The sequence below is a fragment of the Roseovarius pelagicus genome (assembly GCF_025639885.1).
GTDB lineage: Bacteria > Pseudomonadota > Alphaproteobacteria > Rhodobacterales > Rhodobacteraceae > Roseovarius > Roseovarius pelagicus.
Genome location: NZ_CP106737.1, coordinates 28,447 through 53,303, shown reverse-complemented (window position 1 = coordinate 53,303; position 24,857 = coordinate 28,447). Strand labels below are relative to the sequence as shown.

At 54.9% G+C, this 24,857-nt stretch carries 22 protein-coding genes and 3 pseudogenes; 15 read left to right on the top strand and 10 right to left on the bottom strand.

All coding sequences use genetic code 11. The annotated features are described in order from the left end of the window. Nucleotides 1-397: 397 nt before the first annotated feature. Nucleotides 398-1,288 (top strand): LysR family transcriptional regulator, encoded by an 891-nt coding sequence (locus N7U68_RS00240; RefSeq protein ID WP_263046724.1) that lies wholly within the window; start codon nt 398-400, stop codon nt 1,286-1,288. A 118-nt stretch (nt 1,289-1,406) separates the two neighbouring features. Here the strand turns inward: N7U68_RS00240 and N7U68_RS00235 are convergent, their stop codons facing one another. Further along, a complete protein-coding gene (locus tag N7U68_RS00235) occupies nt 1,407-1,553 on the bottom strand; it encodes a hypothetical protein (RefSeq protein WP_263046723.1) in 147 nt (48 codons plus the stop codon). A gap of 560 nt (nt 1,554-2,113) precedes the next feature. Between N7U68_RS00235 and N7U68_RS00230 the strand changes: the two genes are divergently transcribed. Then, on the top strand, nt 2,114-2,686 hold the full coding sequence (locus tag N7U68_RS00230) for a flavin reductase family protein (RefSeq protein ID WP_263046722.1): 573 nt from the start codon (nt 2,114-2,116) through the stop codon (nt 2,684-2,686). Between the two features lie 88 nt (nt 2,687-2,774). Then, nucleotides 2,775-3,824 carry an LLM class flavin-dependent oxidoreductase gene (locus tag N7U68_RS00225; protein ID WP_263046721.1) on the top strand — a complete coding sequence of 350 codons (1,050 nt, stop codon included), beginning with the start codon at nt 2,775-2,777 and terminating at the stop codon, nt 3,822-3,824. Nucleotides 3,825-3,895: 71 nt separating this feature from the next. On the opposite strand, the pseudogene N7U68_RS21120 reads toward N7U68_RS00225, so the two are convergent. From N7U68_RS21120 to N7U68_RS00205, 3 genes and pseudogenes are all read right to left on the bottom strand, one after another. Beyond that, nucleotides 3,896-4,603 (bottom strand): annotated as a pseudogene (locus N7U68_RS21120) (IS6 family transposase). 94 nt (nt 4,604-4,697) lie between these two features. Further along, complete coding sequence (locus N7U68_RS00210; RefSeq protein ID WP_263046719.1) at nt 4,698-6,005, bottom strand: HipA domain-containing protein; 1,308 nt, start codon at nt 6,003-6,005, stop codon at nt 4,698-4,700. Next, nucleotides 6,002-6,292 (bottom strand): helix-turn-helix domain-containing protein, encoded by a 291-nt coding sequence (locus tag N7U68_RS00205; protein WP_263046718.1) that lies wholly within the window; start codon nt 6,290-6,292, stop codon nt 6,002-6,004. The genes N7U68_RS00210 and N7U68_RS00205 overlap by 4 nt, the downstream gene beginning before the upstream one ends. 198 nt (nt 6,293-6,490) lie before the next feature. On the opposite strand from N7U68_RS00205, the pseudogene N7U68_RS21115 reads away from it, so the two are divergent. Next, nucleotides 6,491-6,607 (top strand): annotated as a pseudogene (locus N7U68_RS21115) (IS6 family transposase); the annotation flags it as partial. Between the two features lie 52 nt (nt 6,608-6,659). Here N7U68_RS21115 and N7U68_RS00195 read toward each other — a convergent pair. Further along, a pseudogene (locus N7U68_RS00195) lies at nt 6,660-7,361 on the bottom strand (IS6 family transposase). Nucleotides 7,362-7,574: 213 nt separating this feature from the next. Beyond that, nucleotides 7,575-8,285 (bottom strand): IS6 family transposase, encoded by a 711-nt coding sequence (locus N7U68_RS00190; protein WP_263046717.1) that lies wholly within the window; start codon nt 8,283-8,285, stop codon nt 7,575-7,577. A 48-nt stretch (nt 8,286-8,333) separates the two neighbouring features. On the opposite strand from N7U68_RS00190, the gene N7U68_RS00185 reads away from it, so the two are divergent. Further along, nucleotides 8,334-9,026 (top strand): beta-keto acid cleavage family enzyme, encoded by a 693-nt coding sequence (locus tag N7U68_RS00185; protein WP_263046716.1) that lies wholly within the window; start codon nt 8,334-8,336, stop codon nt 9,024-9,026. Nucleotides 9,027-9,238: 212 nt separating this feature from the next. Here the strand turns inward: N7U68_RS00185 and N7U68_RS00180 are convergent, their stop codons facing one another. Then, nucleotides 9,239-9,868, bottom strand: coding sequence for a TetR/AcrR family transcriptional regulator (locus N7U68_RS00180; protein WP_263046715.1), 630 nt, complete (start codon nt 9,866-9,868; stop codon nt 9,239-9,241). Nucleotides 9,869-10,017: 149 nt separating this feature from the next. Here N7U68_RS00180 and N7U68_RS00175 point away from each other — a divergent pair, with 149 nt between their 5' ends. The 10 genes from N7U68_RS00175 to N7U68_RS00130 all read left to right on the top strand — a co-directional run bounded on the left by N7U68_RS00175 (nt 10,018) and on the right by N7U68_RS00130 (nt 20,694). Then, nucleotides 10,018-11,601 (top strand): ABC transporter substrate-binding protein, encoded by a 1,584-nt coding sequence (locus tag N7U68_RS00175; RefSeq protein ID WP_263046714.1) that lies wholly within the window; start codon nt 10,018-10,020, stop codon nt 11,599-11,601. Nucleotides 11,602-11,629: 28 nt separating this feature from the next. Continuing rightward, the gene (locus N7U68_RS00170; RefSeq protein WP_263046713.1) at nt 11,630-12,646 is read left to right on the top strand and encodes a flavin reductase family protein; all 1,017 of its coding nucleotides are present in this window, start codon (nt 11,630-11,632) and stop codon (nt 12,644-12,646) included. Nucleotides 12,647-12,681: 35 nt separating this feature from the next. Further along, nucleotides 12,682-13,716, top strand: coding sequence for an LLM class flavin-dependent oxidoreductase (locus tag N7U68_RS00165; protein WP_263046712.1), 1,035 nt, complete (start codon nt 12,682-12,684; stop codon nt 13,714-13,716). A 20-nt stretch (nt 13,717-13,736) separates the two neighbouring features. Further along, nucleotides 13,737-13,943, top strand: a complete 207-nt coding sequence (locus N7U68_RS00160) for a tautomerase family protein (RefSeq protein ID WP_263046711.1) — start codon at nt 13,737-13,739, stop codon at nt 13,941-13,943. A 4-nt stretch (nt 13,944-13,947) separates the two neighbouring features. Then, complete coding sequence (locus tag N7U68_RS00155; protein ID WP_263046710.1) at nt 13,948-14,721, top strand: alpha/beta fold hydrolase; 774 nt, start codon at nt 13,948-13,950, stop codon at nt 14,719-14,721. Between the two features lie 35 nt (nt 14,722-14,756). Further along, a complete protein-coding gene (locus N7U68_RS00150; protein ID WP_263046709.1) occupies nt 14,757-15,704 on the top strand; it encodes an ABC transporter permease in 948 nt (315 codons plus the stop codon). A gap of 13 nt (nt 15,705-15,717) precedes the next feature. After that, nucleotides 15,718-16,593: an ABC transporter permease gene (locus N7U68_RS00145; protein ID WP_373322915.1), complete on the top strand. Its 876-nt coding sequence runs from the start codon at nt 15,718-15,720 to the stop codon at nt 16,591-16,593. Beyond that, nucleotides 16,586-18,193, top strand: a complete 1,608-nt coding sequence (locus N7U68_RS00140; RefSeq protein ID WP_263046708.1) for an ABC transporter ATP-binding protein — start codon at nt 16,586-16,588, stop codon at nt 18,191-18,193. The genes N7U68_RS00145 and N7U68_RS00140 overlap by 8 nt, the downstream gene beginning before the upstream one ends. A 69-nt stretch (nt 18,194-18,262) precedes the next feature. Continuing rightward, nucleotides 18,263-19,696, top strand: coding sequence for an NAD-dependent succinate-semialdehyde dehydrogenase (locus N7U68_RS00135; RefSeq protein WP_263046707.1), 1,434 nt, complete (start codon nt 18,263-18,265; stop codon nt 19,694-19,696). A gap of 131 nt (nt 19,697-19,827) precedes the next feature. Next, complete coding sequence (locus N7U68_RS00130) at nt 19,828-20,694, top strand: LysR family transcriptional regulator (protein ID WP_263046706.1); 867 nt, start codon at nt 19,828-19,830, stop codon at nt 20,692-20,694. On the opposite strand, the gene N7U68_RS00125 is transcribed toward N7U68_RS00130, so the two are convergent. From N7U68_RS00125 to N7U68_RS00115, 3 genes are all read right to left on the bottom strand, one after another. Continuing rightward, the gene (locus N7U68_RS00125) at nt 20,654-22,723 is read right to left on the bottom strand and encodes an ABC transporter permease (RefSeq protein WP_263046705.1); all 2,070 of its coding nucleotides are present in this window, start codon (nt 22,721-22,723) and stop codon (nt 20,654-20,656) included. The genes N7U68_RS00130 and N7U68_RS00125 overlap by 41 nt on opposite strands. Beyond that, on the bottom strand, nt 22,716-23,816 hold the full coding sequence (locus N7U68_RS00120) for an ATP-binding cassette domain-containing protein (RefSeq protein WP_263046704.1): 1,101 nt from the start codon (nt 23,814-23,816) through the stop codon (nt 22,716-22,718). Before N7U68_RS00120 ends, N7U68_RS00125 begins: the two co-directional genes overlap by 8 nt. A gap of 80 nt (nt 23,817-23,896) precedes the next feature. Then, nucleotides 23,897-24,856: an ABC transporter substrate-binding protein gene (locus N7U68_RS00115; protein WP_263046703.1), complete on the bottom strand. Its 960-nt coding sequence runs from the start codon at nt 24,854-24,856 to the stop codon at nt 23,897-23,899. Between the last annotated feature and the right edge of the window lies 1 nt (nt 24,857).

The window sequence follows — 24,857 nt, the reverse complement described above, 5'->3', positions numbered from 1 at the left end:
GCCCTCCGGTGGCTTCCATGGAAGATCTCGTTGCATCCCATACATCCGACAGCGGTTTGTAGCCTCTTTCACTCGGGAGGCGCGAGACGGCCTGTCGAGGCGAAGACCGGGGCCGGATGTCAAACAGAGCGCCGCCTCGGAGCTGGCCACGCCCGACAGCTGTTTGGGCCTCTCAATCGTGGCGCGACTGGCGGAAACATTTTTGCGGTGCACGCTGGTGAAAACTACATTAAACAGTTGGGATGCCCCGCGAAAAAAAATCGTACCTTACGCTTCGCGCACTCTCACCGAGTCCACTGGTTTCGTTTGGTAACGTTACCGACGCCACCAGGAGACACTTGCAAAGCCAAAGCAGGCAGTAAATGAACGTTTTGTCGCGAAGGATGGCTTGATTTCCATGAATATTGTCTTGGCAAAAACTTTTCTGGCAGTTCTTGAGCACAGGAACTTCAATTGGTCCGCAGAAGTCCTCAACGTAACGCAATCCACCGTGACCATGCGGATAAATTCACTCGAAGAGAAGCTGGGGCAAAAGCTCTTTTTGCGAAGCCGTTCGGGCGTGACGCCAACTGTGGCGGGGACGCAATTTCGACCGTTTGCGGAGATGTTGATTCAGATTTGGCAACAGGCGCAGCAGGAGGTTACGTTGCCTCAAGGTGTGACGACGCAGTTTCGGCTTGGAGGGGAAGCTGGCCTTTGGCAGGGTCTTGTTGAAGACTGGATCCTCGGGATCACCCAAAGTCGCAACGACCTGTCATTGCTGATCGAAAACGAGCCTGCCGACAAGTTGAATGCGTGTTTGGCACAAGGCATCTACGACGCTGCCGTGATGTATGACGCAAGGCGGCGCGCCAATGTCACGGTCGAATTTCTGTTCGAGGAAAACCTGGTTCTGGTTTCCACGGAACCTCGCGAGCGATCGGATTGGCACCCCGAATACACCTATATCGAATGGGGGCCCGATTTCGGGATGGAGCATGCCAAGATCAAGCCGGAAGAGATTACGCCTCCGATCACGATAAACCATGGATCATGGGCGCACAGCTGGATCAAACGCAAGGGAGGTTCAGCATATTTTCCGACACGCATGATATTCGATCAGGTCGAAAACGAAGATCTGTTCGCGGTTCAGAATGTCGCTACCTTCAGGCGTTCTGTCTGGGTTTCATACAATGAGCAGCTCATCGAGACCGAATGGTTCCCGCCCATTCTGGTCGATCTCAAGCGCATTGCAAAAGAAATAGATAAGAAAAACGCTGCCTTTCGGACACGTTGGGACCTATTTTGAATTGCTTTCTCAAGCGTGCAGGATTGTATCGCCACTTGGGTAAGCAAGTAGATGTTATCTCCATTTGACCGCAGTCTGCGCTGTTCACGGCGTCAAAATCCAGAGTGGTGCCATGACCCTAGTGCGTCGCCAGCATCATGCATGCGTCCAGCACATTCACCAGTGACTTGTCGTCTTGGCGCCGTTCCCAGTCAAGCCAGAGCCCGTCGAGCGCGGGCATGATCGTGTCGACGCACCTGTCGAGATCGTGACTGTTCGCGGGCATTGCCTCTGACACCAGTTCGGCAAAGTCCTAGCGATAGCGATCGTAAAGGTCTCTTTCGACCTGAGCTATTTCTTCATGGAATTGGGCGCGGCTGGCATCCACAACCGACAGTCAAGCCGCATAAGCTGCGGTCTCAATGGCGCGGTTACGTTCGGGGCGATGAACGACTAGGTTGATCGGCAATCGAAAAAACCTGATTCAGCGCCACATTTTCATTCGCTTTTCTTCAATTCAAACGTACCCGATAACCGTTTTCGGGACAATAAATCAAAGCGTCCGAGGCTGAAATGATCTTCCGAACGCATTTCATCGCCGGCGAAGCGAGGAAAACACAGCCAAAGCGGGCCGGGCGCTCGTCCTGAGGCAAATCCTGCTTTGGATGGGAAATACTCAAAAACACGACTTGCATGAAACCCCGCCATCCAGGGATTTACCGGCGTATATGTATTTGAAAATATGATCCGAAGTCGCAAAAAGTTTCGTTTTTCACTTGGTGACAAAGGTGCAATTGTTCAGACACGCTTCAGATGCCGGTGAGCGCATTCGGGAAGCCCCTATGCTTGATCGCGCACCCGGAAAACGAAAGTCGAATGTCGACGGTCCAAAAATTGAGTAATGAGATGCTTGAAGACATCCAAACTACCACCTTGGAAGACTTCGTTGCCGCGATGCGGCAAGTCGCAAATTCCGTGGTTGTCGTGACCACCGACGGGATTGCCGGGCGCTACGGGGGCACCGTAAATGGCTTCAACTCGGTCGCAGCGGCGCCGCCAAGCGTGCTGATATGCCTGCCTGCCGAGTGTCGCCTCGCGCGCAAAGTCGAAGCAAACGGCTGTTTTACAATCAACGTCCTGCCCGAGGAATTGCATTTTCATGCGCGCATCTTCAGCGGTGAGTTCGATGATACGCTGCCTGATCGTTTCAGCAATATCGACTTTATCGACGTGCCCAAAATGGCCCCACGCTTTCCCGGAGCCACGTTCTTTGCCAGCGCGATATCGTCGGTGACCTCCCACGGCGACCACAAGATCTTTGTCGGCGAAGTGTGCGCTGTCGGGACTGAAAGGCGATATCCGTTGGCGTATCACGACGGCGGCTATCGCTACCTGAACGTCATACACGAGCCGGTCTGAGGCCGGTAATTTGGCCGACCCGAACTTCTGCGAATTAATCGGAATCTCGATAACACTCCCAAGTATCTGCGACTGAAAGGATATTTCGATGGATTTTGATATCCACTTTTCCATGGATCACCATGACAAAACCAAGGGTGGCGATGATCTCTACAACAGCATGGTCAGCCAAGCCATACTGGCCGACGAGTTGGGTTATGCGTCGGTTTCTATGACCGAACATCACCTGCTTGAGCTCGGTGTGAACCCTGCGCCGTTGACTGCTGCGGTCAAGATCGCCGCACATACCAAGAATATCGAAATCCTGACCGGTGTGGTCGTTCTCCCGCTGCATGACATGCGCAGCTACGCGGGTGAGGTCGTGATGGCCGACATCTTCTGCGAGGGGCGTTTGGTTTTGGGGGTCGGCCGCGGTGCCTATGCCTACGAAATGGAGCGCCTTGGGGTTCCGATGGAGGAGACCCGCGAACGGTTTGATGAATCCTTGGATGTTCTGCAAGCTCTTTTGAGCGAAGAAGAAGTTTCTTGGGACGGAAAGTACTACAAGTTCGAACCGCTTACCGTCATGCCGCGCCCGTTGCGTAAGGGCGGGCCGCGTATGCTGATGGCCGTGCTGAAGCCCGAGGCAATTTACCATTGCACAAAGCGTGGCTTCAATATCTTGACCACGCCGCTGCACGGTAATTTCAAGCACTTCCAATCGCAGGTTGATGCGTTTCGCCGTGCCAAGGACGAAATGGGAGCGGCAGGCGAAGACCTGACGCTGACAGTTTCGCGTGGGGCCTTTATCGTCAACGACGAGGCTGACAAACGATCGAAAATGGAAATGGCACACGAACACTGGCAGCGATTTGACAACGTCTTCACCGGCCCGGGCATCGTGAAGAATGGCCGTGCCGTGGCTCTAGACAACGGAACAACCGTCGAAGAGATGGGCGAGAACCTCCTGATATGTTCTGCCGAAGAGATGGTTGAGCGGCTCATGCCATTCCATGACATGGGGATCGATCGGGTCAGCATCAATCTCGGATTTGGTCCGTGTCACAAGGATTGCATGCAGATGATCCGACTTTTCGCTGCTGATATCATGCCGGAGTTTGTCCAGCCTTCAGACAAGAAACTGGCAGTCGTTACCTGATCGGGGGCTGACCGAAGGGACTGTTGCATTAACTGACGCCAGTAAGAATAGTATCAAGTCAGTCCGTCATATCAAGCTGCTTCGAACAACTGGCTGACGAACTGAATCTCGCCACTGACGCCTGGTTGCTTGTTTTGGATATGGCTGCGTTTGATGGTTCGGATGGTTTCAATTCCGCTTAGGGTCGCCTTTGCTGTTCGCAACGACCGAAAGCTTTGGCGATAGCCAAGGAGCCGCTTCATGGCGGCATGTTCGCTTTCGATTAGGTTGTTTCGCCACTTACGATCAATGTGTTTGATGCTGTCAAAGTGCGGGTCGTATCGATGGTTGATCTCGCGGATGACACGACGATAAGTCGGCGCTTTGTCTGTAATGATAGTGACCGGCCGATGGAGCCGAACACGTTCAATGGCTTTGTTGAGAAAGGCCTTGGCAGCTCTCGCGTCTCGTCTTGCGGTGAGGCGAAAGTCGATCATTTGACCGTTCGCGTCGACGGCGCGCCAAAGATATCGTCACTTGCCGCCGACCCGGACGTAGGCTTCATCCACATGCCAATCAAGGCTGGCGCGGTGCAGATGTTTCTCTGTTCGCTTGGTGAGTTCGGGTCCAAACTTCTGAACCCACCGATACACGGACGACCGATCGATGGTGATCCCGCGCTCTGCGATCAGATCGACCACGTCCTGGTAGGACAGCGGATAGCGCAAGTACCACCGCACAGCGCACAAAATGACATCACGTGGAAAGCGATGGTGTTTGAACAGAGACCTGCGTGACATCATCAACCTCAAAGGCACAAAGTTGTCAAAACCTGATGATTAATGCAACTTTCCCCCTGGCGCACATAAAAGGTCAGTCGAGGCTTCCAACCATCTACAGCCTTCCGGCCATGCGCATCGCATTACCTTCGACGGCTTCCGCAGTTTGCGTGACATAGCCCGCTGTCGCACCCTGAAGTGCTGCCACCTCGGTTGTGACCTTCATCCTGCATGCCACCAACTTGTCGACAAGTTCCTGAATCCGCTTTCGGACATCGGTCGGTCGATAGCCAATGTCTCGGGCCATTTTCTCCCAATGCCGCCCCGCGATCATGTCCGGAGTACGCCTCTTGCCTGCGATGTTCTGGGCGTAACTTTGCACCACGTGGGGCCAAGTCAGGACAGAGGATACGTCGTAAAGCGGCGCAAGCCGCGGCGCGGCCGCAACCGGCAGGATCAGCGAATAGTTCTTGGCATGGGCATCGGTGTTGGCCACAAGAATGTTGAAGACAACCTGATCAAGCAGGGCCAAGGCATCGTTTGCGCTGACGTTCCGTCCGGTCTCCAACAAGGCCTTGAGGTCCAGCCCGCGCAGGGTGCCACGTTCATATTTCCGCCCAGGAGGAATGCCATTGGCCTGTGCAAAATCCTCTTGGTGAAGCCGCAGAACCTGGCCGTTCCGCCCAAGCCTGCGATCATAGCGCAACACGCCGATCGCCGTGCGGCCAGATGCCTTGAGGATCGTTGCCTGCGCAGCTTCGATGCCGATGGCCTGCGCTATCTGCAGACACCAGACCTCGTTCTCGGTGATGCCGGGCAGATTGGGGTTATCCGGTTTCACAATCAGTGTAGACGGGGCACCGTTGAGGGGAATAGCAAGCCTGTCATTCGGGCCGGGCAAGCGCAGCACAGGCACCCCGTCCGGGTCCAGAACGGCCAAAGCCGACTTCTTCTGGTCACCGGCAAGGGACTGGCGCACCCCCTCTTCGCCGACCAGAAATGGTCTGCGGCCAAGATCAGCGAAGTGGCGCTCAAGGGCTTCGGCCCCATCGTCTGTGTCGTAAAACTGCGTCAGCGTCGTATAGGCCCAGCGGCTGGGATCCGCAGGCTCCCCGAAAGACAGCGCCCCTGCAGTATCGCCGCCAATTTCTGTCAGCACGGCTAGCACATCCCCCTGATTCAGCCCCAGAGAGCGCGTCATAATCTGCAACTGCTCTTCTTCGGGAAGAAGGTTCGCAAGCCAAGGCGAGATAACCTCGGACGGATAGGGTTTAGCGCGCAATCGCATGGTGACCGAGAGCGGAAACGCGCCCGAAGTCTGCAGCCATCGCTCGTCGTAGCGCAAAGACAGCGTGCCATCAGTGGCAACATCAACGTGTCCCACTTGAAGCGCATCAAACCAGATCGGAACCGAAGCGGTCATTGGTAATCCCCAAGGTCATAGCCTTGCGCCGCGTCGTTCGTCCTAGCGTCCGAGCCCGAAGGTGTATCATCCATTAGGGTCGAGAGAGGTACACGCAGCGCCGCAGCGATCTTGGCCACAGTCGTCAGCCTGGCATCGCGCTTCCCCGTCTCGATCAGTGACAATGCCGGAGCGCTGATACCAGTGAGCCGCGCGAGCTGGTCAAGATTGAGGCTCTGCTTAACACGCGTTGCCCTGATGCGCCGCCCGACATTGGCAAGAAGCATTTGCTCATTTTCAGTTGCCACGGCGCGCCCCTTACCTTTAGCAGTAAGAATAAATCAAAAGGCGAGATATCTCAAGTAATTTTATCGTTAGGGGTAATTATCCTTCAGTTTATGCTGCGCACCGCCACGACTTACTGTATTGGATAATTTCGACTAACCATCCCCTGAAGTGGCATTCCCAACTTGCTGCCGGACCTTGGGTGCGTCGAGCGTTTTGTCATGAAGATGCCAGTTGAGCTTCCGCGCCTGAAGGACTACCGTTTCCCTCGTGAAGTCTGGGCTTATGCCGTATGGGTCTATCATCGCTTCGCGCTTAGCACGGCAGACGCCGAGGATCGGTGTTGTCACATTAACTCGTCCAGTCTGCAAGTTTGGGAGCAGATGGAAATTAAGCGACGTTTACTGCGGTTTTCCACGCCTCGAAAGCTTCGAGGCGATGGTAGCGTATGGTAAGAGCGGAACGGCGGCGGGCTGGGGCGGAGTAACAATTGCGGGTTGCGGATTGCATGGAGACGAAGCGCTGCAATCCACCCAGAGATCGGAAGCCTTGCATTACCCGCCCTCGTCTCCTAAAGGGCAGGTGGCTGTTCTCGGCGCGGTTATTGGACCCCTTGTGCGACCAATGATCAAGGCCGGGGGCGACATCCCGTTTGGCGGCGCCGTAGGAGCGAAGCTTGTTTGTGATGATCCGTCTGGGAACGAAGCCCCAGTGTTTCATCAGCCTGACCAAGAGCCGCTTTGCCGCGCGCTTGTCCCGCCGGGGCTGGAGGATTTCATCCAAGACAACACCGTCCTGATCGACGGCACGCCAGAGCCAGAATGACCAGGGCGCAATCTTCACCACGACTTCATCCAGATGCCAGGCATCGCCAGGACGGCGCTAGCGCCGCCGCAGGTTCCTCGCGATCTGCGGCCCGAATTTGGTCGTCCAGCGCCGAACGGTTTCATAGGACACGTCGATACCACATTCGAGCAGCAATTCCTCAACGTCACGCAGGCTCAGATTGAAGCGGACATACCGCCAGACCGCGTGGGCGATGATCAAGGGCGGGAACCGGTGCCGCTTGTAGGTGATGGATAGTGCCTGCATCGCTGCGATCTACGTTGCAATTAGGGAGCAGGCAATCGCAGCCCGTTTAACGTGACAACTCCGTCCGCAGCAGTATGAAACCTAACCCGGATGCATCTTAGCAGAGCCGCAACCTGCCCGAAAAAGCCGGACCACTTCAAGATGCACGATGCAGGTCTGGACGGTATTGCCAAGTTGTTTGACGTAGATTGCAAGAGTGGTGATTTCTCGCAATCAGGCCGTCATCTCGGCGGCATAATCGTCCCACAGGCCGAAGGCATCAACTCTGGCATGACGGTAGGATATGGTGGAAAGTCGATAGCGGCGGGGGCGGAAGATGATGCTGATCTGGTCGTGGGCAGCAGGGAACCTTTGCGCCTGCCTCGGCGATTTGAACCTTCCCATGATCTTTTCCCGTCGCCGCGTCGGCCGGTGTGACCCTTCGATCAGATTGTTGAGGCCTTTGTGCGCGCGATGATCTGCGCTCGGCGCAAAATCGTGGACTGGCTTGAAATAGCTGCGGAGCTTGTCTGTGATCACAATGCGCGAGTGGCCAAATTGGGCGACAAGCCGCTTCAGGAAACGTCGCGCGGCGTTCGCGTTTCGCTGTGGCCGTACGAGAATGTCGAGCACAGCTCCGTCTGCGTCGACCACCCGCCAAAGCCAGTGTTTCACGCCATTGATCGGCACCGCCACCTCGTCAAGATGCCACTTGTCCGCAGGTGTCGGCCGATCCCTTCGGATGCAGTTGGCACAATGGGGACCGAACCGGTTTACCCATAGCTGAATGGTCTCCCGGCTGACGACCACGCCACGCTCAGCAAGCAGATCCTCGACAGCGGCCGTGCGGAGCGCAAACCGATGGTAAGCCCAGACGGCATAGGAGATGATCTCGTGGGGAAAACGAAAGCCCTTCAGGCGCGGCATTGTTGGTGGAGTTCTCATGATGATCGCCTATCCCGACGCAAGGCCGTGATCAACTTGGCAATCCCAGTGGAACGTATCCGAGCTACCGGTGTTGATATCGTCCTGAACATAACCTGTGGTGCAGGCGCTGTTTTTCTGCCGAACCCCGAGGATGAAAGCAAGGCTTTGCCCGAAAGTGATGTCGCCAATCTATCAGACCGCGTCGCTCATATCGAGCAACTGCTACCTGAAATTGCGTCAATCGACGTGACCACGGGGAACCAGATCGAAGGTGACCTGGAGTATGTCTACCTCAATACGACACGCACGCTTCGCGGCCTTGCAAAACGCTTTCAAGAGCTTGGTGTTAAACCGGAACTTGAGGTGTTTTCCGCCGGAGATATCGAATTTTCCAAGCAGCTCATTTCCGAAGGCTTGATCGACGGCCCGCCCCTGATCCAAATGGTAACCGGCGTCAAATGGTGCGCGCCGACGGATACGGAGACGGTCCTGTATCATCGCGGTCTTTTGCCTGAGAATGCAGTCTGGGCCGCTTTTGGTCTGGGTCGAAATCAGATGCCGATGCTGGCGCAAGCGGCGCTGTTGGGTGGCAACGTGCGCGTCGGACTGGAGGACAACCTCTATCTGTCGCGCGGAGTGTTCGCGACAAACGGGCAGCTTGTCGAGCGGGGACGTTCAATTCTTGAAAATATGGGTTTCCAAGTTGCGACACCCGCAGAGACGCGAGAGATATTGAATCTCAGGCTACTAGCGCCATGATAACGCCAATGCGCGATCAGTGGCGTAAAATTCTGGCTATGGTGGGCAGTCGATGCGAATGGGGACATGCTTGATATCCTCATGTAATAGCAACGCAATGCCACGGTCGTGCGACGTTTCCCTAAGCGACTGATCGTTCGGTTAGGCGGACACCGGGTCATCGTGAACTACCGTCCGAAATTCAGACACTGACGTACGCTGCGATTCTTCCGTTAATTACCCCCCTCGGGGGTAAGGGGCGGAGCAAGTGCAAGTTGCATGCAGAGGTCCAAAGCGGCGCGCACGGACAGATTGTCTTCACGGCGCATCCAGTCTAGCCAAAGACCATCAAGCGTCGCCATAATGACGTCAACCAAAGAGATATGGTTTCCAAAGCCGTCGGAACATTCTGCCCGGACGGCAGCAATCAGATTTGAAAGCTGATCACGATAGCCTTGATAAAGTTCGCGTTCGACATGCCGTACTTCGTCATAATGCAGCGCGGCTGACCATAGGTCGATGCGCATGGCAGTATAGCCTTTGTCCAGAAATTCTTCGCTGAACCCTGCCTCCAAAAAAGTGCGTAAGCGCTCTTGTGCGGAAAGATCCGAGGTTCCAAGGCTGCTTTCAGATGCTTCAAGCAGGCGGCGGGAGGCATATCGGTAGGTTTCAACCAGAATCTCGCGCATGTCGGTGAAGTGATAGGTAATATTTCCAAGAGAGGTTTGGGCTTCCTTGGCGAGTTTCCGAGCAGTCAGCTTGGCGTGCCCATCGCGGCCCAGACAGGTCAGCGCCGCGATAATAATCTGCTTTTTGCGCTCTTCGGGGGGCAAGTTTTTTGTGCGGGTGCGCGTTGTAGACATAGACAACATCTAGGACGGCTCACGCCAAAAGCGCAAGCAAACTTGTCGCGTCATCTTTGCACATGCCGCTTGACAATTATGACTGTACATTTGTACGGTTTGGAAAAATCGTACATATGTACGGTAATTGTCTGTGGAGGAGGAAGACAATGACAAGGGATCGCAAATCTCATACTGGCATGCCCCGGCGCGGGTTTCTTCAGGGGCTGGGGGGCGGGGCTATGACCGGCTTGCTCGGCGGGATCGGTGCGTCGCCGGCTTTCTCCAGAGAGGGACCGCAAAGGGGCGGGACTCTACGCTTTGGGTTGGCGGGGGCTAACACCACAGATAGCCTTGATCCCGGCCTGGCCTGGGATGATTTCATGATGCTATTGACCTATGGTGGTCTGCGCAACGGCTTAGTAGAGTTGGATGAAAACGCGAACCCCACCGGCGAACTGGCAGAAAGCTGGGATGCCTCAAGTGATGCGCGTGTCTGGACATTCAAACTGCGCAAGGGTGTCGAATTCCACAATGGTCGAACAATGACGGTGAACGATGTCATCGCTTCGATCAACCATCATCGTGGGCCTGAATCGACCTCGTTGGCCAAATCCATCTTTCAGCAGATCGAGGAGGTTCGGGCCGACGGCGATGCGTTGCGTATCACCCTTGCGGAAGGCAACGTCGACCTTCCGGTGCTTCTGTCAGATTATCATGTCGGCATCATGCCGACCAACGACGACGGCACGGTCGACTGGCAGTCTGGTCTTGGAACCGGCGGCTATGTGTTGAAGCATTTCGAGGCTGGTGTCAGCGCCGAAGCGACCCGTTTCCAGAATTACTGGAAAGAGGGTCGTGCCCATGCGGACGAGGTTCATCTGCTCGCGATCAACGATGTGACTGCGCGTCAAAACGCCCTGCTGACTGGACAGATCGACGCCATGAACCGGGTCGATCTGAAAACCTTGTCTCTGTTTCAGCGCAAGGCGGGCGTTCGCATCATGGAGGTCGAGGGGTATCAGCACGCCACCATGCCGATGCTGACAAATGTTCAGCCGTTCGACAATCTCGATCTGCGCAAGGCGCTCAAGTATGCGATCAACCGTGAACAGTGGGTGGAAACATTGCTTCGTGGTCATGGGTCTGTTGGTAACGATCATCCTATTCCGGCCAGCCAGAAATTTGCGAATTCTGAGCTGGAACAGCGACTCTACGATCCGGACAAGGCAAAGTTTCACCTGAAAGCAGCAGGGTTTGACACGATTTCGTTGGACATTTCAGCAGCGGATGCGGCTTTTGCCGGTGCGGTGGACGGGGCGGTCCTGTTCCGTGAATCGGCGGCTGTGGCAGGTATCGATATCAACGTCGTCCGGGAGCCCAATGATGGATACTGGAGCAATGTCTGGTCCAAGAAGCCTTTTTGTATGTGCTACTGGACGGGACGCCCTACGCCTGATGCGATCTTTTCGCTGATTTACGCCGAGGGTGCGTCGTTCGGCGATACTAACTGGCAGAACGGCCGGTTTAACGAACTACTTGTCACTGCCCGGACAGAGTTCGACGAGAGCCTTCGCAAAAACATGTACGCAGAGATGCAGGCGGTCCTCCATGAGGATGGCGGCACGGTTGTGCCAATGTTCATGAATTATGTTTTGGGCCTGTCTGATGGTGTCGGAACGCCGGAGGCGGTCAACCGGGATCTGCCAATGGATGGTATGAAGGCGATCGAGCGTTGGTGGGTCACGGCCTGACCGCCCTGATGAACGAAGGAGAATTCTGATGATCGCCACCGTTTGGACTGATGCCGCGCAGGTTCACAAGCGTGAATTGCGCGACATTCTAGGCAGCTTTCTGTCCGGGGTGACGATTGTCGCAACTCGGGGCAGTGATAGCGTGCCGCGTGCCTTTACAGCCAATTCGTTTACGTCTGTCTCTCTGGACCCGCCGCTTGTGCTGGTCTGTTTGGGGGATAAGGCGGCCAGTTACGAGGAATTCGCGGCCAGTAAATCCTTTTCGATCAACATTCTGGGTGACTGGCAAAAGCATCTCTCGACGGTCTTTGCCTCACCCGGGGCCGAAAAGAGCGCTGCGATCTCGGGTCTGCATGGTAGTGACGTGCCATATGTCGGGCACAGCTTGTCAACGTTGATCTGCGACGCGCATGAAAAGGTGGTTGCCGGTGACCATTTGATTCTGATTGGGCGCGTCGTGCAATTCGCTACCGGCGCAGGGCGGCCGCTTGGGTTTCACGGAGGACGCTATGTGTCCTTTGGCCTGGCAGAGGAAACGCTGGAAGAAAGCGGCTCGGCTCTGCGAGTGGCGGGTCTGTTGGAGCATGCCGGAAAGGTCATGCTGTTGCGTCGTCCGGGTGCCCAACATTACGAGGTGCCGTCGGTCTCCCTGACGGGAGATACGCGACATGGTGCTGCCTTGTCCCAGCTCTTTACACGGTTTGGGCTGAGCGCCGAGGCGGATTTTGTCTATTCAGTCTATCAGGAGCCAGGTGCCGCGGCCACGACCATGGTCTACACAATGCGGCTTGAGGGTGCGCCCGAAAATCAGGGCGCACACGTCCAGACTTTGATGGATGGGACAGAGCTTGTGTTCCTGGGCGCCGACGACGCGCCCTGGGATCTGGTGCCGGGTGAACTGCCCTCGGGTATGTTGAGCCGGTATTTCCGTGAAAAGCAGGCGGGTGTCAGCGGCCTGTATTGCGACACGCCTGATGGTGGACGGGTGGCTGCGCTGTCCTTGGCCCCGCGCCACTGGATCGACTGGAACGCCGATGTTGGCTGAATGGACAGTCTTTTTGTACCGAAGGAGCCACGAAGATGGACTTTAATCACTTTCTATCGAGCTATCTGCCTGATCCGTCCTATGGCGGTCGGAAAATGTATCAGAACATGATTGATCAAGCGGTCCATGCGGACAATCTGGGCTACAAGGGAGTATCGATCCCTGAGCACCATTTGATCAACATCCTGCTGGTGCCAGCACCGTTGCAGTTGGCCGTACGCATCGCGTCGCTAACCAAGCATGTTAAACTGGTCACTTCGATTTGTGTGCTGCCCCTGCATGACATGCGTATTTTTGCGGGCGAGATCATTCAGGCTCAGGCCCTATGCGACGATCGGTTGGTTGTCGGTGTTGGGCGTGGGGCGTTCGGCTATGAATTAGGGCGCCTCGACCGAGACATTTCGCAGAGCCGGGAAGTATTCGATGAATCCTTACAAGTACTAGAAAAACTGTTAGCTGAGGAAGAGGTTTCCTGGAACGGTACCCATTACAATTTTGAACCGCTTACCGTGATGCCCCGCCCCGAAGGTAAAATTCCCCTCATGCTGGCTGTGATGGCTCCGGGTGGTATCGAAGCTGTGGCCGGCAAGGGATACCTTGTGCAGACGACACCACTTGCTGCTGATGATGCTGTACTGTTGGATCAGGTCAACGCCTTTAAGCGCGGCGAAGAAAAGGCGCGCGCTGCAGGTAAGGAGACCAGCCTTTCGCTTCAGCGCAGCATTTTCCTTGTTCGCAACGCCGCCGAGAAACAGCGCATGCTGGAAAAAGCGGCGGATTATTATGATCGGTTCGACAATGTATTTACCGGTCCCGGCATTGTGCAAAATGGCCAGATCGAGCCCATTCGCAAGAACCGCTCAATGGAAGATCTGAGCCGGAGCCTTCTGATTTGCGAACGTGACGAGATGATCGACCGACTGGGTTTCTATGCGGAAACCGGAATCGATGAAATCATCATGTCCTGCGGCTTTGGCCAGACGCATCAGGAAACATTGGACATGATGCAATACTTTGCCGAGGACGTGATGCGGCATTTTTCGCAGCCGATCGCCACATCCGTCGCCTGAAATCCATAGGAGAAAATCAAATGCCCATCATCAAAGTAGACATGTTCAGTGGCCGTCCCGAAGAGGTCAAACGCGATCTGGCGCGCAAGCTGACAGACACCTATATCGACGTCGTCGGTGGCCCGGCCAGCGGCGTGACTATTCTGTTCAACGAAATGGAAAAAACCAACTGGGCCGTTTCCGGTGAGCTTGTCTCGGATCGCGCTGCGGCAAAGGCGAAGGAGTAACCTCGTGGCTGTAAATTGTGCTTATTCTGTCCGCGGTACGGGCCCGTATCTGGTCTTCATCCATGGTATCGGCGCCCGTCGCGCGGCTTTTGACAAGATTGTCGACGCGCTTGAGGATCGTTTTACCTGTGTGACCTATGACCTGCGGGGTCACGGTCAGTCTCCGATCCCGAAAGAGGCTTTCGGGCTGGATGATCTGGTTGATGATCTGGAGGCTCTGTTTGAGCGGGCGGGGATAGATCAGGCACATGTGGCTGGGCACTCTCTGGGCGGAATGATTGGACCTGCGTTTGCGCGCCGCTGCCCGGATAAAGTTCTGTCGCTGGGTCTGTGGTCTACAGCCGCGTTCCGCACCGAAGATGACAGCGCTAAGGTACGCGCGGTCGTGGACGCGATGCGTGAGAAAGGAATTGAGCAGGTATTGCGTACATTGGCGGGCCGTTGGTTTACCGATGCGTTCGCCGAAGCCCATCCCGATGTCATCGAATGGCGGGCACAGCAGGTTCTGGCCACCCCGGCGGATATCTTTCTCAACGTCTTTGATATCTATGCAGATACCGAGATGGCACCGTGGTTGCATGAAGTCGATGTTCCGGCGCAAGTTTTGACGGGTGAACTGGACGGCGGCTGCAATCCGCGCTTGAACAAGCAGATCGCAGAGGCATTGCCGCAATCGGAACTTGTCATTCTGGATGGGCTCAAGCACGCCATCATGATCGAGGCTTCCGACAGGGTGATTCCTCCGGTCGAGGCATTCCTTAACCAAAAAATTGGCTGATCTCAGCTGCTCGACAGGCCAGGAGCCGCGGTGACGTGACTAAATTTATTTTGCGGCGACTTTTGTTGGGCGCATTAACTCTGTGGGTCGTGACGACGCTGATCTTCTTTGGCGTCGCCTTGTTACCCGGGGACATTGCGACTGAAATGATGGGTCAGGCCGCCTCTCCCGAGGTACTAACCGCGTTCCGGCAAGAACTGGGTCTGGATCAACCTCTTTGGTATCGATACCTGAATTGGCTGGGTGCCGTGTTACAGGGCGATTTCGGCACCTCCTTGGCGAACGGTCGTGAAATCAACGCTTTGATCGGCGGACGGCTGTGGAACACCTTTCAGCTTGCCGGGGCAGCTGCGATCATTGCGGTGCCATTGGCCATGGGGCTTGGAATCGCATCTGCACTCACGCAGGGCTCCTTGCTGGACCGCGCGGTCAACTTTATCGCGCTGTCGCTGGTTTCGTTTCCCGAGTTTTTCATCGCATATGTCCTAATTCTGATATTTTCGGTGGAGTTAGGGTGGTTTCCCAGCCTATCGCAAATGCCCAGCGACATTACACTTCTGGAACTTATCAAGATCATCTTACTGCCTGCGCTGACTCTGACGTTGGCGGTGCAGGCGCATATCATGCGGATGTCCCGGGCCGCATTGCTGGGAGTCCTGAACAGCGCCTATATTGAGATGGCGGTGTTGAAAGGGGTGCGTCCGCGCAGGATCGTCCTGCATCATGCCCTGCCGAACGCGCTGGCCCCGATTATCAACGTCGTGGTCCTGAATATGGCGTGGCTTATCGTCGGAGTTGTCGTCGTGGAGGTCGTGTTCATTTATCCCGGTATGGGGCAGCTAATGGTCGACAGCGTGCAAAAGCGCGATTTGCCAGTGGTTCAGGCGTGTAGCCTGGCCTTTGCCGCCAGCTACGTCGTGCTCAACATGACCGCGGATATTCTTTCAACGCTTGCAAACCCGCGTCTGCAGCATCAGGGCTGAACGGGAACCAGACATGTCAAATGAAAACGTCAGTCTTTCGCAGCCAGAGCCATCCGTGCTGGCCCGTGTCGCTACCAATATTCGTGCGGCGCCGCTGAGCGCCAAACTTGGCCTGTTGATCATTCTGGCCTATGCGATCGTGGCGATTTTCGCCCCGGTGCTGGCGCCTTATGGAGAATCAGAGATTGTCGGTACGGAGTTCGACCTCCCAAGCCGGATGCATCCGCTGGGCACGGATAACCTTGGGCGGGACATGCTGTCCCGGCTGTTCTGGGGAGCGCGCAACACTGTGGGAATCGCGCTGGCGGCCACGATCCTTGCCTTCTTGATAGGAGGTACTCTGGGCATTTCTGCGGTCGTCATAGGCGGCTGGGGCGACGAGATTCTTGCGCGCAGCGCGGATGTCTTCATGGCAATTCCACAGCTTGTCTTCGCCTTGTTTCTGCTGACCATGTTCGGCGTTTCCATCCCGGTGCTGATAGCAGTCATTGCGTTTGTGGATAGCACGCGGGTTTTTCGGCTTTCACGCGCGCTTGCAATGAATGTGGTTCATGCGGACTTTGTTGAGGTGGCTCGGCTACGCGGAGAGAAATTGCCTTGGATCGTTCTACGTGAAGTGTTGCCCAATGTTACCATCCCCTTGATTGCCGAGTTTGGGTTGCGCTTCTGCTTTGTTTTCCTGTTGATCAGCGCGCTTAGCTTTCTTGGGTTGGGCCTTCAGCCACCGACTGCAGATTGGGGGGCTATGGTGCGCGAAAATTCCACTCTAATTTCCTACGGAAGCATGCTTCCTCTGCTTCCCGCGCTAGCGATTGCTTTGTTGACCGTGAGCGTCAATTACGTTGTCGACTGGTTCATTCACTTAGCAGGCGGAACGCAAGATGACTGATGCATTGAAACATATCGCTCTGGAAGTGCGGGAACTCTCTATCGAGGCGAAGGGGGCGGATAAACGCTGGTTTGAGATCGTTAAGGGTGTTTCGTTTAAACTAAACAAGGGCGAGGTTCTTGGCCTGATCGGCGAATCCGGCGCTGGCAAATCAACCATAGGTCTGTCGGCGCTAGGGTATCGACGGCCAGGATGCAGATTTTCCGGCGGGCAGGTTCTGTTTAAGGGTAAGGACCTTCTGACCATGAACCCGGAAGAATTGCGTCAGATGCGCGGGGCGCGGGTGTCTTATGTGGCACAATCGGCGGCGGCGTTTTTCAATCCAGCCCATCGTCTAATCGATCAGTTCATCGAGGCAGGCCAACAACACGATCAAGGGTCGAGATCGGCATTGCGCTCTGAAGCGATTGAACTTTACAGGACGCTTGGATTGCCATCGCCGCAATCCTTTGGTGAACGTTACCCGCATCAGGTTTCGGGGGGGCAGTTGCAGCGCGCGATGGTCGCCATGTCCATGGCATGCAAGCCTGATGTAATCGTGTTCGATGAGCCAACGACGGCACTTGACGTCACCACTCAGGCAGAAGTCGTCGCCGCCATCAAGCGCACAGTATCCAAATCGGGTGTGGCAGCTCTTTATATTTCACATGATTTGCCAGTGGTGTCACAGGTCGTCGACCGGATCATGGTCCTGCGCCATGGTAAGCAGGTTGAGATCGGCAAGACCTCGGAGATCCTGTCCAATCCGCAGGCCGAATACACCAAAGAGTTGTTGCAGGCCGAAGTGCGCGAAAATCCGGCCCGGGAGCGAACGACACCGATCCTTGGGATTCAGAATATCGTCGCGGGATACGGGTCCGAAAAGGTACTCGGCGGGGTATCTTGCACCGCGATGCGCGGTCGCACGCTGGCGATCGTCGGCGAATCCGGCTCTGGAAAATCGACGCTTGGCCGGGTGGTCACGGGTGTTTTGGCGCCGTGGTCGGGCGAGGTAACGTTTGACGGGGCGGTGCTGCCTAAGCGGTTGAAATCACGTGAAATCAATCTGTTGAAACGAATTCAGGTCATCCACCAGATGCCTGACACCGCGCTGAACCCGATGCAGCGCGTGGGAGATGTGATTGGTCGTCCATTGAAGTATCATCGCAAGTTTGATGCGACCCGCTGTCGGCAGGAAGTGATCGAACTGATGCGGCAGGTTGGATTGCCGGTTGAAATGATGAACCGCCGCACCTCGCAGCTTTCCGGTGGGCAAAAACAAAGGGTCTGCATTGCGCGTGCCCTTGCCAGCGCCCCGGATCTGATCATCTGCGATGAAATCACGTCCGGTCTTGATCCGCTGGTCGCGGAATCGATCCTGGTGCTTCTGTCCGATTTGCAGCGAAAGCATGGAACAACCATCCTGTTCATCACCCATGACATCCATGTGGTCGAGATGATCGCCGATGATGTGTTGGTTCTGCGCGCAGGAAAGGTCGTGGCCTACGGACCGCGAGATGAAACCCTGAAGCAGTCTGATCATCCTTACGTCCGGACCTTGATGGAGTCTGTGCCCCGGCTGGACCGGTATCTGACAACTGCTGGCGAAGAAAATACGTAAACCGGCGCGTTCAAACAAGGCTGAGACGCCGAACTGCCGCGTACCCTAAAGTGGAAGGAGTCTGTCACAATGTCTTATCCCGATGTCGAGTTGTTCATTGCCGGTGAATGGCGTCCTGCAAAGTCTCTGGCGAAACTTGAGGTCTTAAACCCGGCGACCGGCACTGCGCTCGGCACAGTCTCGCGTGCGGGCAAAGAAGACCTGGATGCCGCGCTTAAGGCGGCCGAGTCAATCTTTGACGAGTGGAAACACACCTCGCCGATGCTGCGCTGCCAGATAATGCGACGCGCGGCAGAACTGCTGAGAGCGCGCGCCGACACGATCGCGGAGCAGATGTCGCTGGAGCAGGGGAAGCCGTTTGCCCAAGCCAAAGGTGAGACCTCGGCCGGCGCTGACATCATCGATTGGTTCGCTGAGGAAGGCCGCCGCGCCTATGGCCGTGTCATACCGGCACGCGAACCCGACGTTACGCAGTTGACGATCAAAGAGGCGATCGGCCCGGTCGCGGCGTTCACACCGTGGAATTTCCCGATCAACCAGGTCGTCCGCAAGCTTTCGGCAGCTCTGGCGTCAGGATGCAGTATCATTGTCAAGGGCCCCGAGGAAACGCCGGCCTCCCCCGCGGCCTTGGTGGGCTGCTTTGCAGACGCGGGCGTGCCTGCCGGCGTGGTGAACCTCGTATATGGCGATCCGGCGGAAATATCGAGCTATCTGATCCCGCATCCGGTGATCCGTAAGGTGTCTTTTACCGGGTCCACGCCAGTCGGAAAGCTGCTGGCGGGTCTTGCTGGGCAGCACATGAAGCCCGCCACAATGGAACTGGGGGGCCATGCGCCTGTGCTTGTGTTCGACGATGCCGATGTGGATGATGCCGTTTCGGTTCTTGCCGCCAGCAAGTTTCGCAATGCGGGTCAGGTTTGCGTGTCTCCAACCCGTTTCATGATACAATCTTCTGTGTCGGAACAGTTCATAGACAAATTCGTCCGCAAGGCTGAAAGCATCAAGGTCGGGCCTGCGTCGGATGCGGCTAGCGAAATGGGCCCCTTGGCCAATGAACGCCGGATTCCCGCCCTTGAACACATGATTGCGGATGCCGTCGGGCAGGGTGCCACGCTCCGTACAGGAGGGAAAAGGATTGGTAACGAAGGCTGGTTTTTTGAGCCTACTGTTCTGACCGACGTTCCGGTTCAAACCGAAATCATGAACGAAGAGCCCTTTGGCCCCATCGTTGCCATCAACACCTTCAGCAACGACGACGAAGCAATCGCCGAAGCTAACCGGCTATCGTTTGGGCTGGCGGCCTATGCCTGGACCCGTTCATCGTCCCGCTCTCAGCGGCTTCAGCACGAAATCCAGTCGGGGATGATTTCGATCAATCACATCGGGCTGTCGCTTCCCGAAGTGCCGTTCGGCGGCATCGGGGACAGTGGCATAGGCACTGAAGGCGGGGCAGACGCGCTCGAGGCGTATCTGCAAACGCGCTTCGTTACGCGCAAGGGCTAAGCTAGGGTGATGCAATGCGTATCTGGCTTCTATAAGTGCGGAGGTTTATGTTGAATGCCCGGAGGCCTTTTCATTTTTTCAGATCACCCATTTAGCATGTTCATCGGTATGAATCAGCCCGTTTTACTCGTATGAATGTGGCCTTTGCACAAACTTTCCTAGAGGTGGTAAAGGTGGGAAACCTGAACCGAGCTGCTGCGCGGCTGAATGTTACCGAGTCTACTGTTACGACCAGGATCAACGCCCTTGAGAATCATTTGGGTCAAAAACTGCTGATCCGTAGCAGATCCGGGGCAGAGTTGACCCCGGCAGGGTTCAAGTTTCTTCGCTATGCAGAAGTTATGACGCAGGCCTGGGGGTTGGCGCGGCAGGAATTATCACTCAGCCAAGATTTTAAAAGCATATGCAATGTCGGCTGCCATCTGGACCTATGGGACGCGTCCGGTTGCATATGGGTTGATTACCTGCGGCAGCATCATCCAGAAGTCGCTCTGTCGTTCTGGTTGGGGAATGTGGATGATATCGAACGCTGGTTATCTTCGGGTCTGATTGATGTTGCCTTAATGTTCGATTCCGCTGTTTCGGGCGGATACCGTGTAAGAAAGCTGTTTGATGATCGTCTGATTCAGGTATCAACCCGCGCACGAAGCTATGTCGATTGGGACCCAGACTATATCTACGTTGATCTGGGTGGCGATTTTCGTCGTCTTCACGCCGAGGCATTTTCAGTGGCACGCACGCCCGTAATCACGATCAGTTCCAGTAATTGTGCGCTTAATTACCTTTTGCGTTGGGGCGGGTCGGCCTATTTGCCGACACGCATGGTTACCAATTACATTTCTGACGGTACGCTTTCGCAGGTAGAAGGGACGCCTGAGTTTTGTCGTACTGCTTATGCTGTGTCTCGTTCAGATATCGCAAAAGACCGGCCTTGGTTTGACCCTTCTTTCGACTATGTCAGCGCTCAGATTGAGAAGATTTTTCAACAAGAGCGCTAACAAAGGTGCGATCGACGCATATTGCAATAGCAGCGATTGCGCCCCCAGCGAGAATGCCGAGGCCTGCATCGGCCTGGCCAAGCGCGACATATACTTCCTGTCCCAGCCCGCGTGAGCCCACAAGTGCGGCCACCGCCAACATGGCAAGCGCATACATTATGGACTGATTTACCCCCAGTGCGATCCTGCGCTGTGCAGCTGGAAGCTTTACCAAAAACAGCAACTGCATCGGGGTACACCCGATGCTGCGGCCGACTTCGATCTTAGCCAATGAAACCTCGCGTAGCGCAGCTTCTGTGTATCGGATGATCGGTGCAATCGCATACGATATAATCGCCAGAAAAGCAGAGAAATCCCCGATCTGAAAGAGCATAACGACCGGGATCAAAAGTACGAAAGGCGGTATTGTCTGCAATAAATCGAGGATGGGGCGCATTAACCGTGATACACTAACGGACTGAGCCGCCAATACTCCGAGCGCTCCGCCAAGTACGATGCAAAACAGCAGAGCAGACATACAGATATAAATGGAAAACATTGCCGGTTCCCAGAGTCCTGACACCAGTATCACGCCCAAGACCACCGCCCAGAGTGCCGCTATGCGAACCCCACCCGCCCAGTATCCAATAGCTATCGCAATCAATATGGTTGAAGGCCAAGGCATGCCGGTGGTGCCCGCAAAGACGAACAACCCGATCACCGTTGTTAGGCTTCCTGCCAAAACATTTTTTTTGACCGCGAGAAACGTGGCGAGCAATGACAAAATCACCCAATATCCTGTCTTCATAAAGGGGGTGAAGGTAAACCCCCAAGTATAGGGCGATATTGTCTGCTCTAGACCGATACGAATTGGTAAAAGGAAATAATAAACAACGTTGTTTTTCAGGGCGTCCGTTATTGCCCCGATCGACACGCTCAGTTGCGCCACCATTGAATCCAAATACTCAGACGGATCAAAGAGGAAGCCATCGGAGATAAGGGTCTGCAATGCAGAAAAATGCAAGATTCCCCACATCCCGAAGATGGCCACCAAGCTGACCATTATAAAACGTGTCGTAGTCAGGTCTAGTTGTGCCCGTTGACGAGAGCGCGTTGCCATCCCGCGAGTGGTCCGGTCCAGCATAATGGCAATCAGTGTGATGATGATGCCCGCCATCAGGCTATCGCCGAATTCGGCCCGTCGCATGGATCGCAGAACTTCCCAGCCGATGTCGTCGAACCCTCCAATGATGGCTGCAAAAACCACCATGCTAAGCACGGCCATGATCGTCTGGTTCAATCCAACAAGAATTTGCGGCAATGCCGTCGGCAGATCGACAAGTCCAAACCGGGTAAGGGGTGAACACCCTGTCATCGCGGCAACCTCTCGTAGGTCGTTTGGAACCAAATCAAGCCCTAGCTTCACGTTTCGCGCCATCGGGGGGATCGCGTAAATAGCACTGGCTATCAATCCAACGACTGGTCCGAATCCAAGCAATACGATCAATGGAATGAGATACGCAAATGCCGGCGTTGTCTGCATGACATCCAGAATTGGTGTTAATAGCCTTGCCGCAGTTTTATTTTTGCTCATCGCCGTGCCAATTAGAAAGCCGGTGAGTGCAGAGATGGGTAGTGCGACGCTTACTAGAGTAAGCGAGTTCAAGCTTTCTTCCCAGTATCCCGACATCTGAATATAGAGACAGGAAAGAGCGCAGAAAGTTGCCAGTTTCGCACCGCCCACACGAAAGGTCGCCATTGCAATTATCACTGTCAAAACAGGCCATGGCACGGCGTGCAGTGCATCTTGAAGTCGGCGCATCGGCCAATCGAGTACATCAGACAGCCCACGGAAAAACGGTGCGGCTACTTGAAGAAGCTCATCCATTGCCAAGTTGATGAAGTCAGCCAGGGGGAGTGTCCATCCAACAGGGTAAGTTACACTCCACGACAGGTCGTCTTTCAGATATAGACTCAATGCGGCGAACAGAGCTGCCAGCAAAAAGAGTCCGATTGCTGTGTTTCGGTGAGAGAATATGCTCTCAAACATGATCTGGTTCGGCTTCTGTAGTGTTCTGGCCTGTCAGAGCGTGCAGATCATCGCGACAGATTGTTCCGACAAAGGCACTTTCGTCATTGATGATATTCAACCGCTCGTGCCCGGATAAGAAAAGATCGATCGCCAGTTCAAGCGTCTCGGTCTCATGGATATCGGGCGCCGATTCGATCCTTTCGGATGCGGCATAGCTCAAATCTGAGACATGCAGGATCCGGCTTGTTGGAACTTCTGACACGAATTCGCGAATATAGTCGTTTTTGGGCCTCAGAATAATATCGCGCGGTTTGCCGATTTGGATCAGATGCCCCTCTCGCATAATCGCAATTCTGTCACCAAGCCGTGCTGCTTCAAGGAAATCATGTGTGACAAATATGATGGTTTTACCAAGTGTTTTTTGAAGTTTTAAAAACTCGTCCTGCATCTGACGCCGGATTAACGGGTCAAGCGCACTGAACGGTTCATCCAGAAACCACAGATCAGGATCGGCAATCAGTGATCGAGCAATGCCGACACGTTGCTGCTGGCCACCCGATAATTCATAGGGGAAATTGGTCTTGCGATCCTCCAGTCCCACCAAATCTAATAGTGCGTTCGCGCGTCTGTCTCTTTCAGCCTTTGGAACCTTCTGCACACGAAGAGGAAAGGCGACATTGTCGCGCGCGTTCAGATGATCCATCAACCCGAAACTTTGAAACACCATGCCAAATTTGTTGCGCCGAAGATTGGTGAGTTCGCGAGCACTCAGGTCTAGGATGTTCTGGCCTTCGTACAGGACCTCCCCCCATGTAGGCTCAAGCAGACGCGCGAGACACCGCAACATGGTGGATTTTCCGGAACCAGACAGCCCCATAATGATCAGAATTTCGCCGCGTCGCACGTCCAGAGATACATCGCAGATCGCCGGATAAGCATCGTGTTCTGATATGTCCTCTATTGTTTCCGAAGTTGGCTTATCTTCAGTGGGTGGCGTAAGCTGCTTGGGCAGATGGCCAAAAACCTTCCAAAGATTGCGGCATTCAAGGATGATGTTACTTTTCGAGGAACACGTCTTATCCTCATCCTTTTCGGCGCGCAGATCTGCCACTTTTGTATTCTCTCTTTAGTTTCTGATAAAGCAGCCCGCCTGTTAAGGCGGGCCAGTCGTATGAAGGGATTGTTCGGTTATTATTGCTGAGCAGCATCCAGCCATGATGACCATGAGCTCTCGTTATTCTTTAGCCAATAGGCCACGGCTTCGTCAATTGATTGACCTTTTTGGTCGACCATATTGATCAGCTCGATTTGCTGCTCATTGCTGATTTCCAGAGCTTCGAGAAGTGCGTATGCATTTGGCCATTTTTCTTCCATGCCCGCCCAAGCGACTTTGCGAACGTCACCGCGTACAAAATCGCAGTCGAATGTCGCATTGGGGTTTACGCCCACTTTCGGGTCTTCGTTACAACCTTCTGTGTATGGCGGCAACTTAACAGGACGCATGTCGTAGGTCGAGAACAGCCAATGTGGGCTGAAAAACATGACAAGAAGGGGGGTTTTACGGGCAAAGGCTGTTTTGATCTCAGCCACTAGCGCCCCTTCGCTACCTGCTGGGATCGAAGTGAAAGGCAGTTCAAGCCCAGTCAACCTGTCACGGTTCGATGTCCCCCAGTCCGCTGGGTAGTCCACCAACCGACCCTGTGGGATTGTCTCGGCAGTGGCGAAAGTTTGCGGGCAGGATTTAAGCGCCTCCCAATCAGGCAGACCCGGACACAGTTCTTCGACGAAAGCGGGATAGAACCATGTTTCGATCGGCTGAAGGCCTAAGCTGCCGATATCCTTCACATTGCCAGATCCGATCGCCTTCTCATAGGCGTCTGCGATATTGGTCGTCCAAATTTCCAGCGCGGCTGTGACCGTGTTGTCCTGCAACGCCGTCATTTGCGGGAAATATCCTGCAGTCACATATTCGACGTTGTATCCCATTTTATCCAGTAACTCGCCGGCGATGTGGGTTGTCAGGACTTGTCCAGTCCATTCATTGATCGTCAGCTTGATGGGGTCTTTGGACTCTGGTTCGGCCAGAGCCGCGCTCGCACCAAGTATCATGCCAATCGTAGCATAGGCCACTTTGTTAAGTGTTTTCTTCATC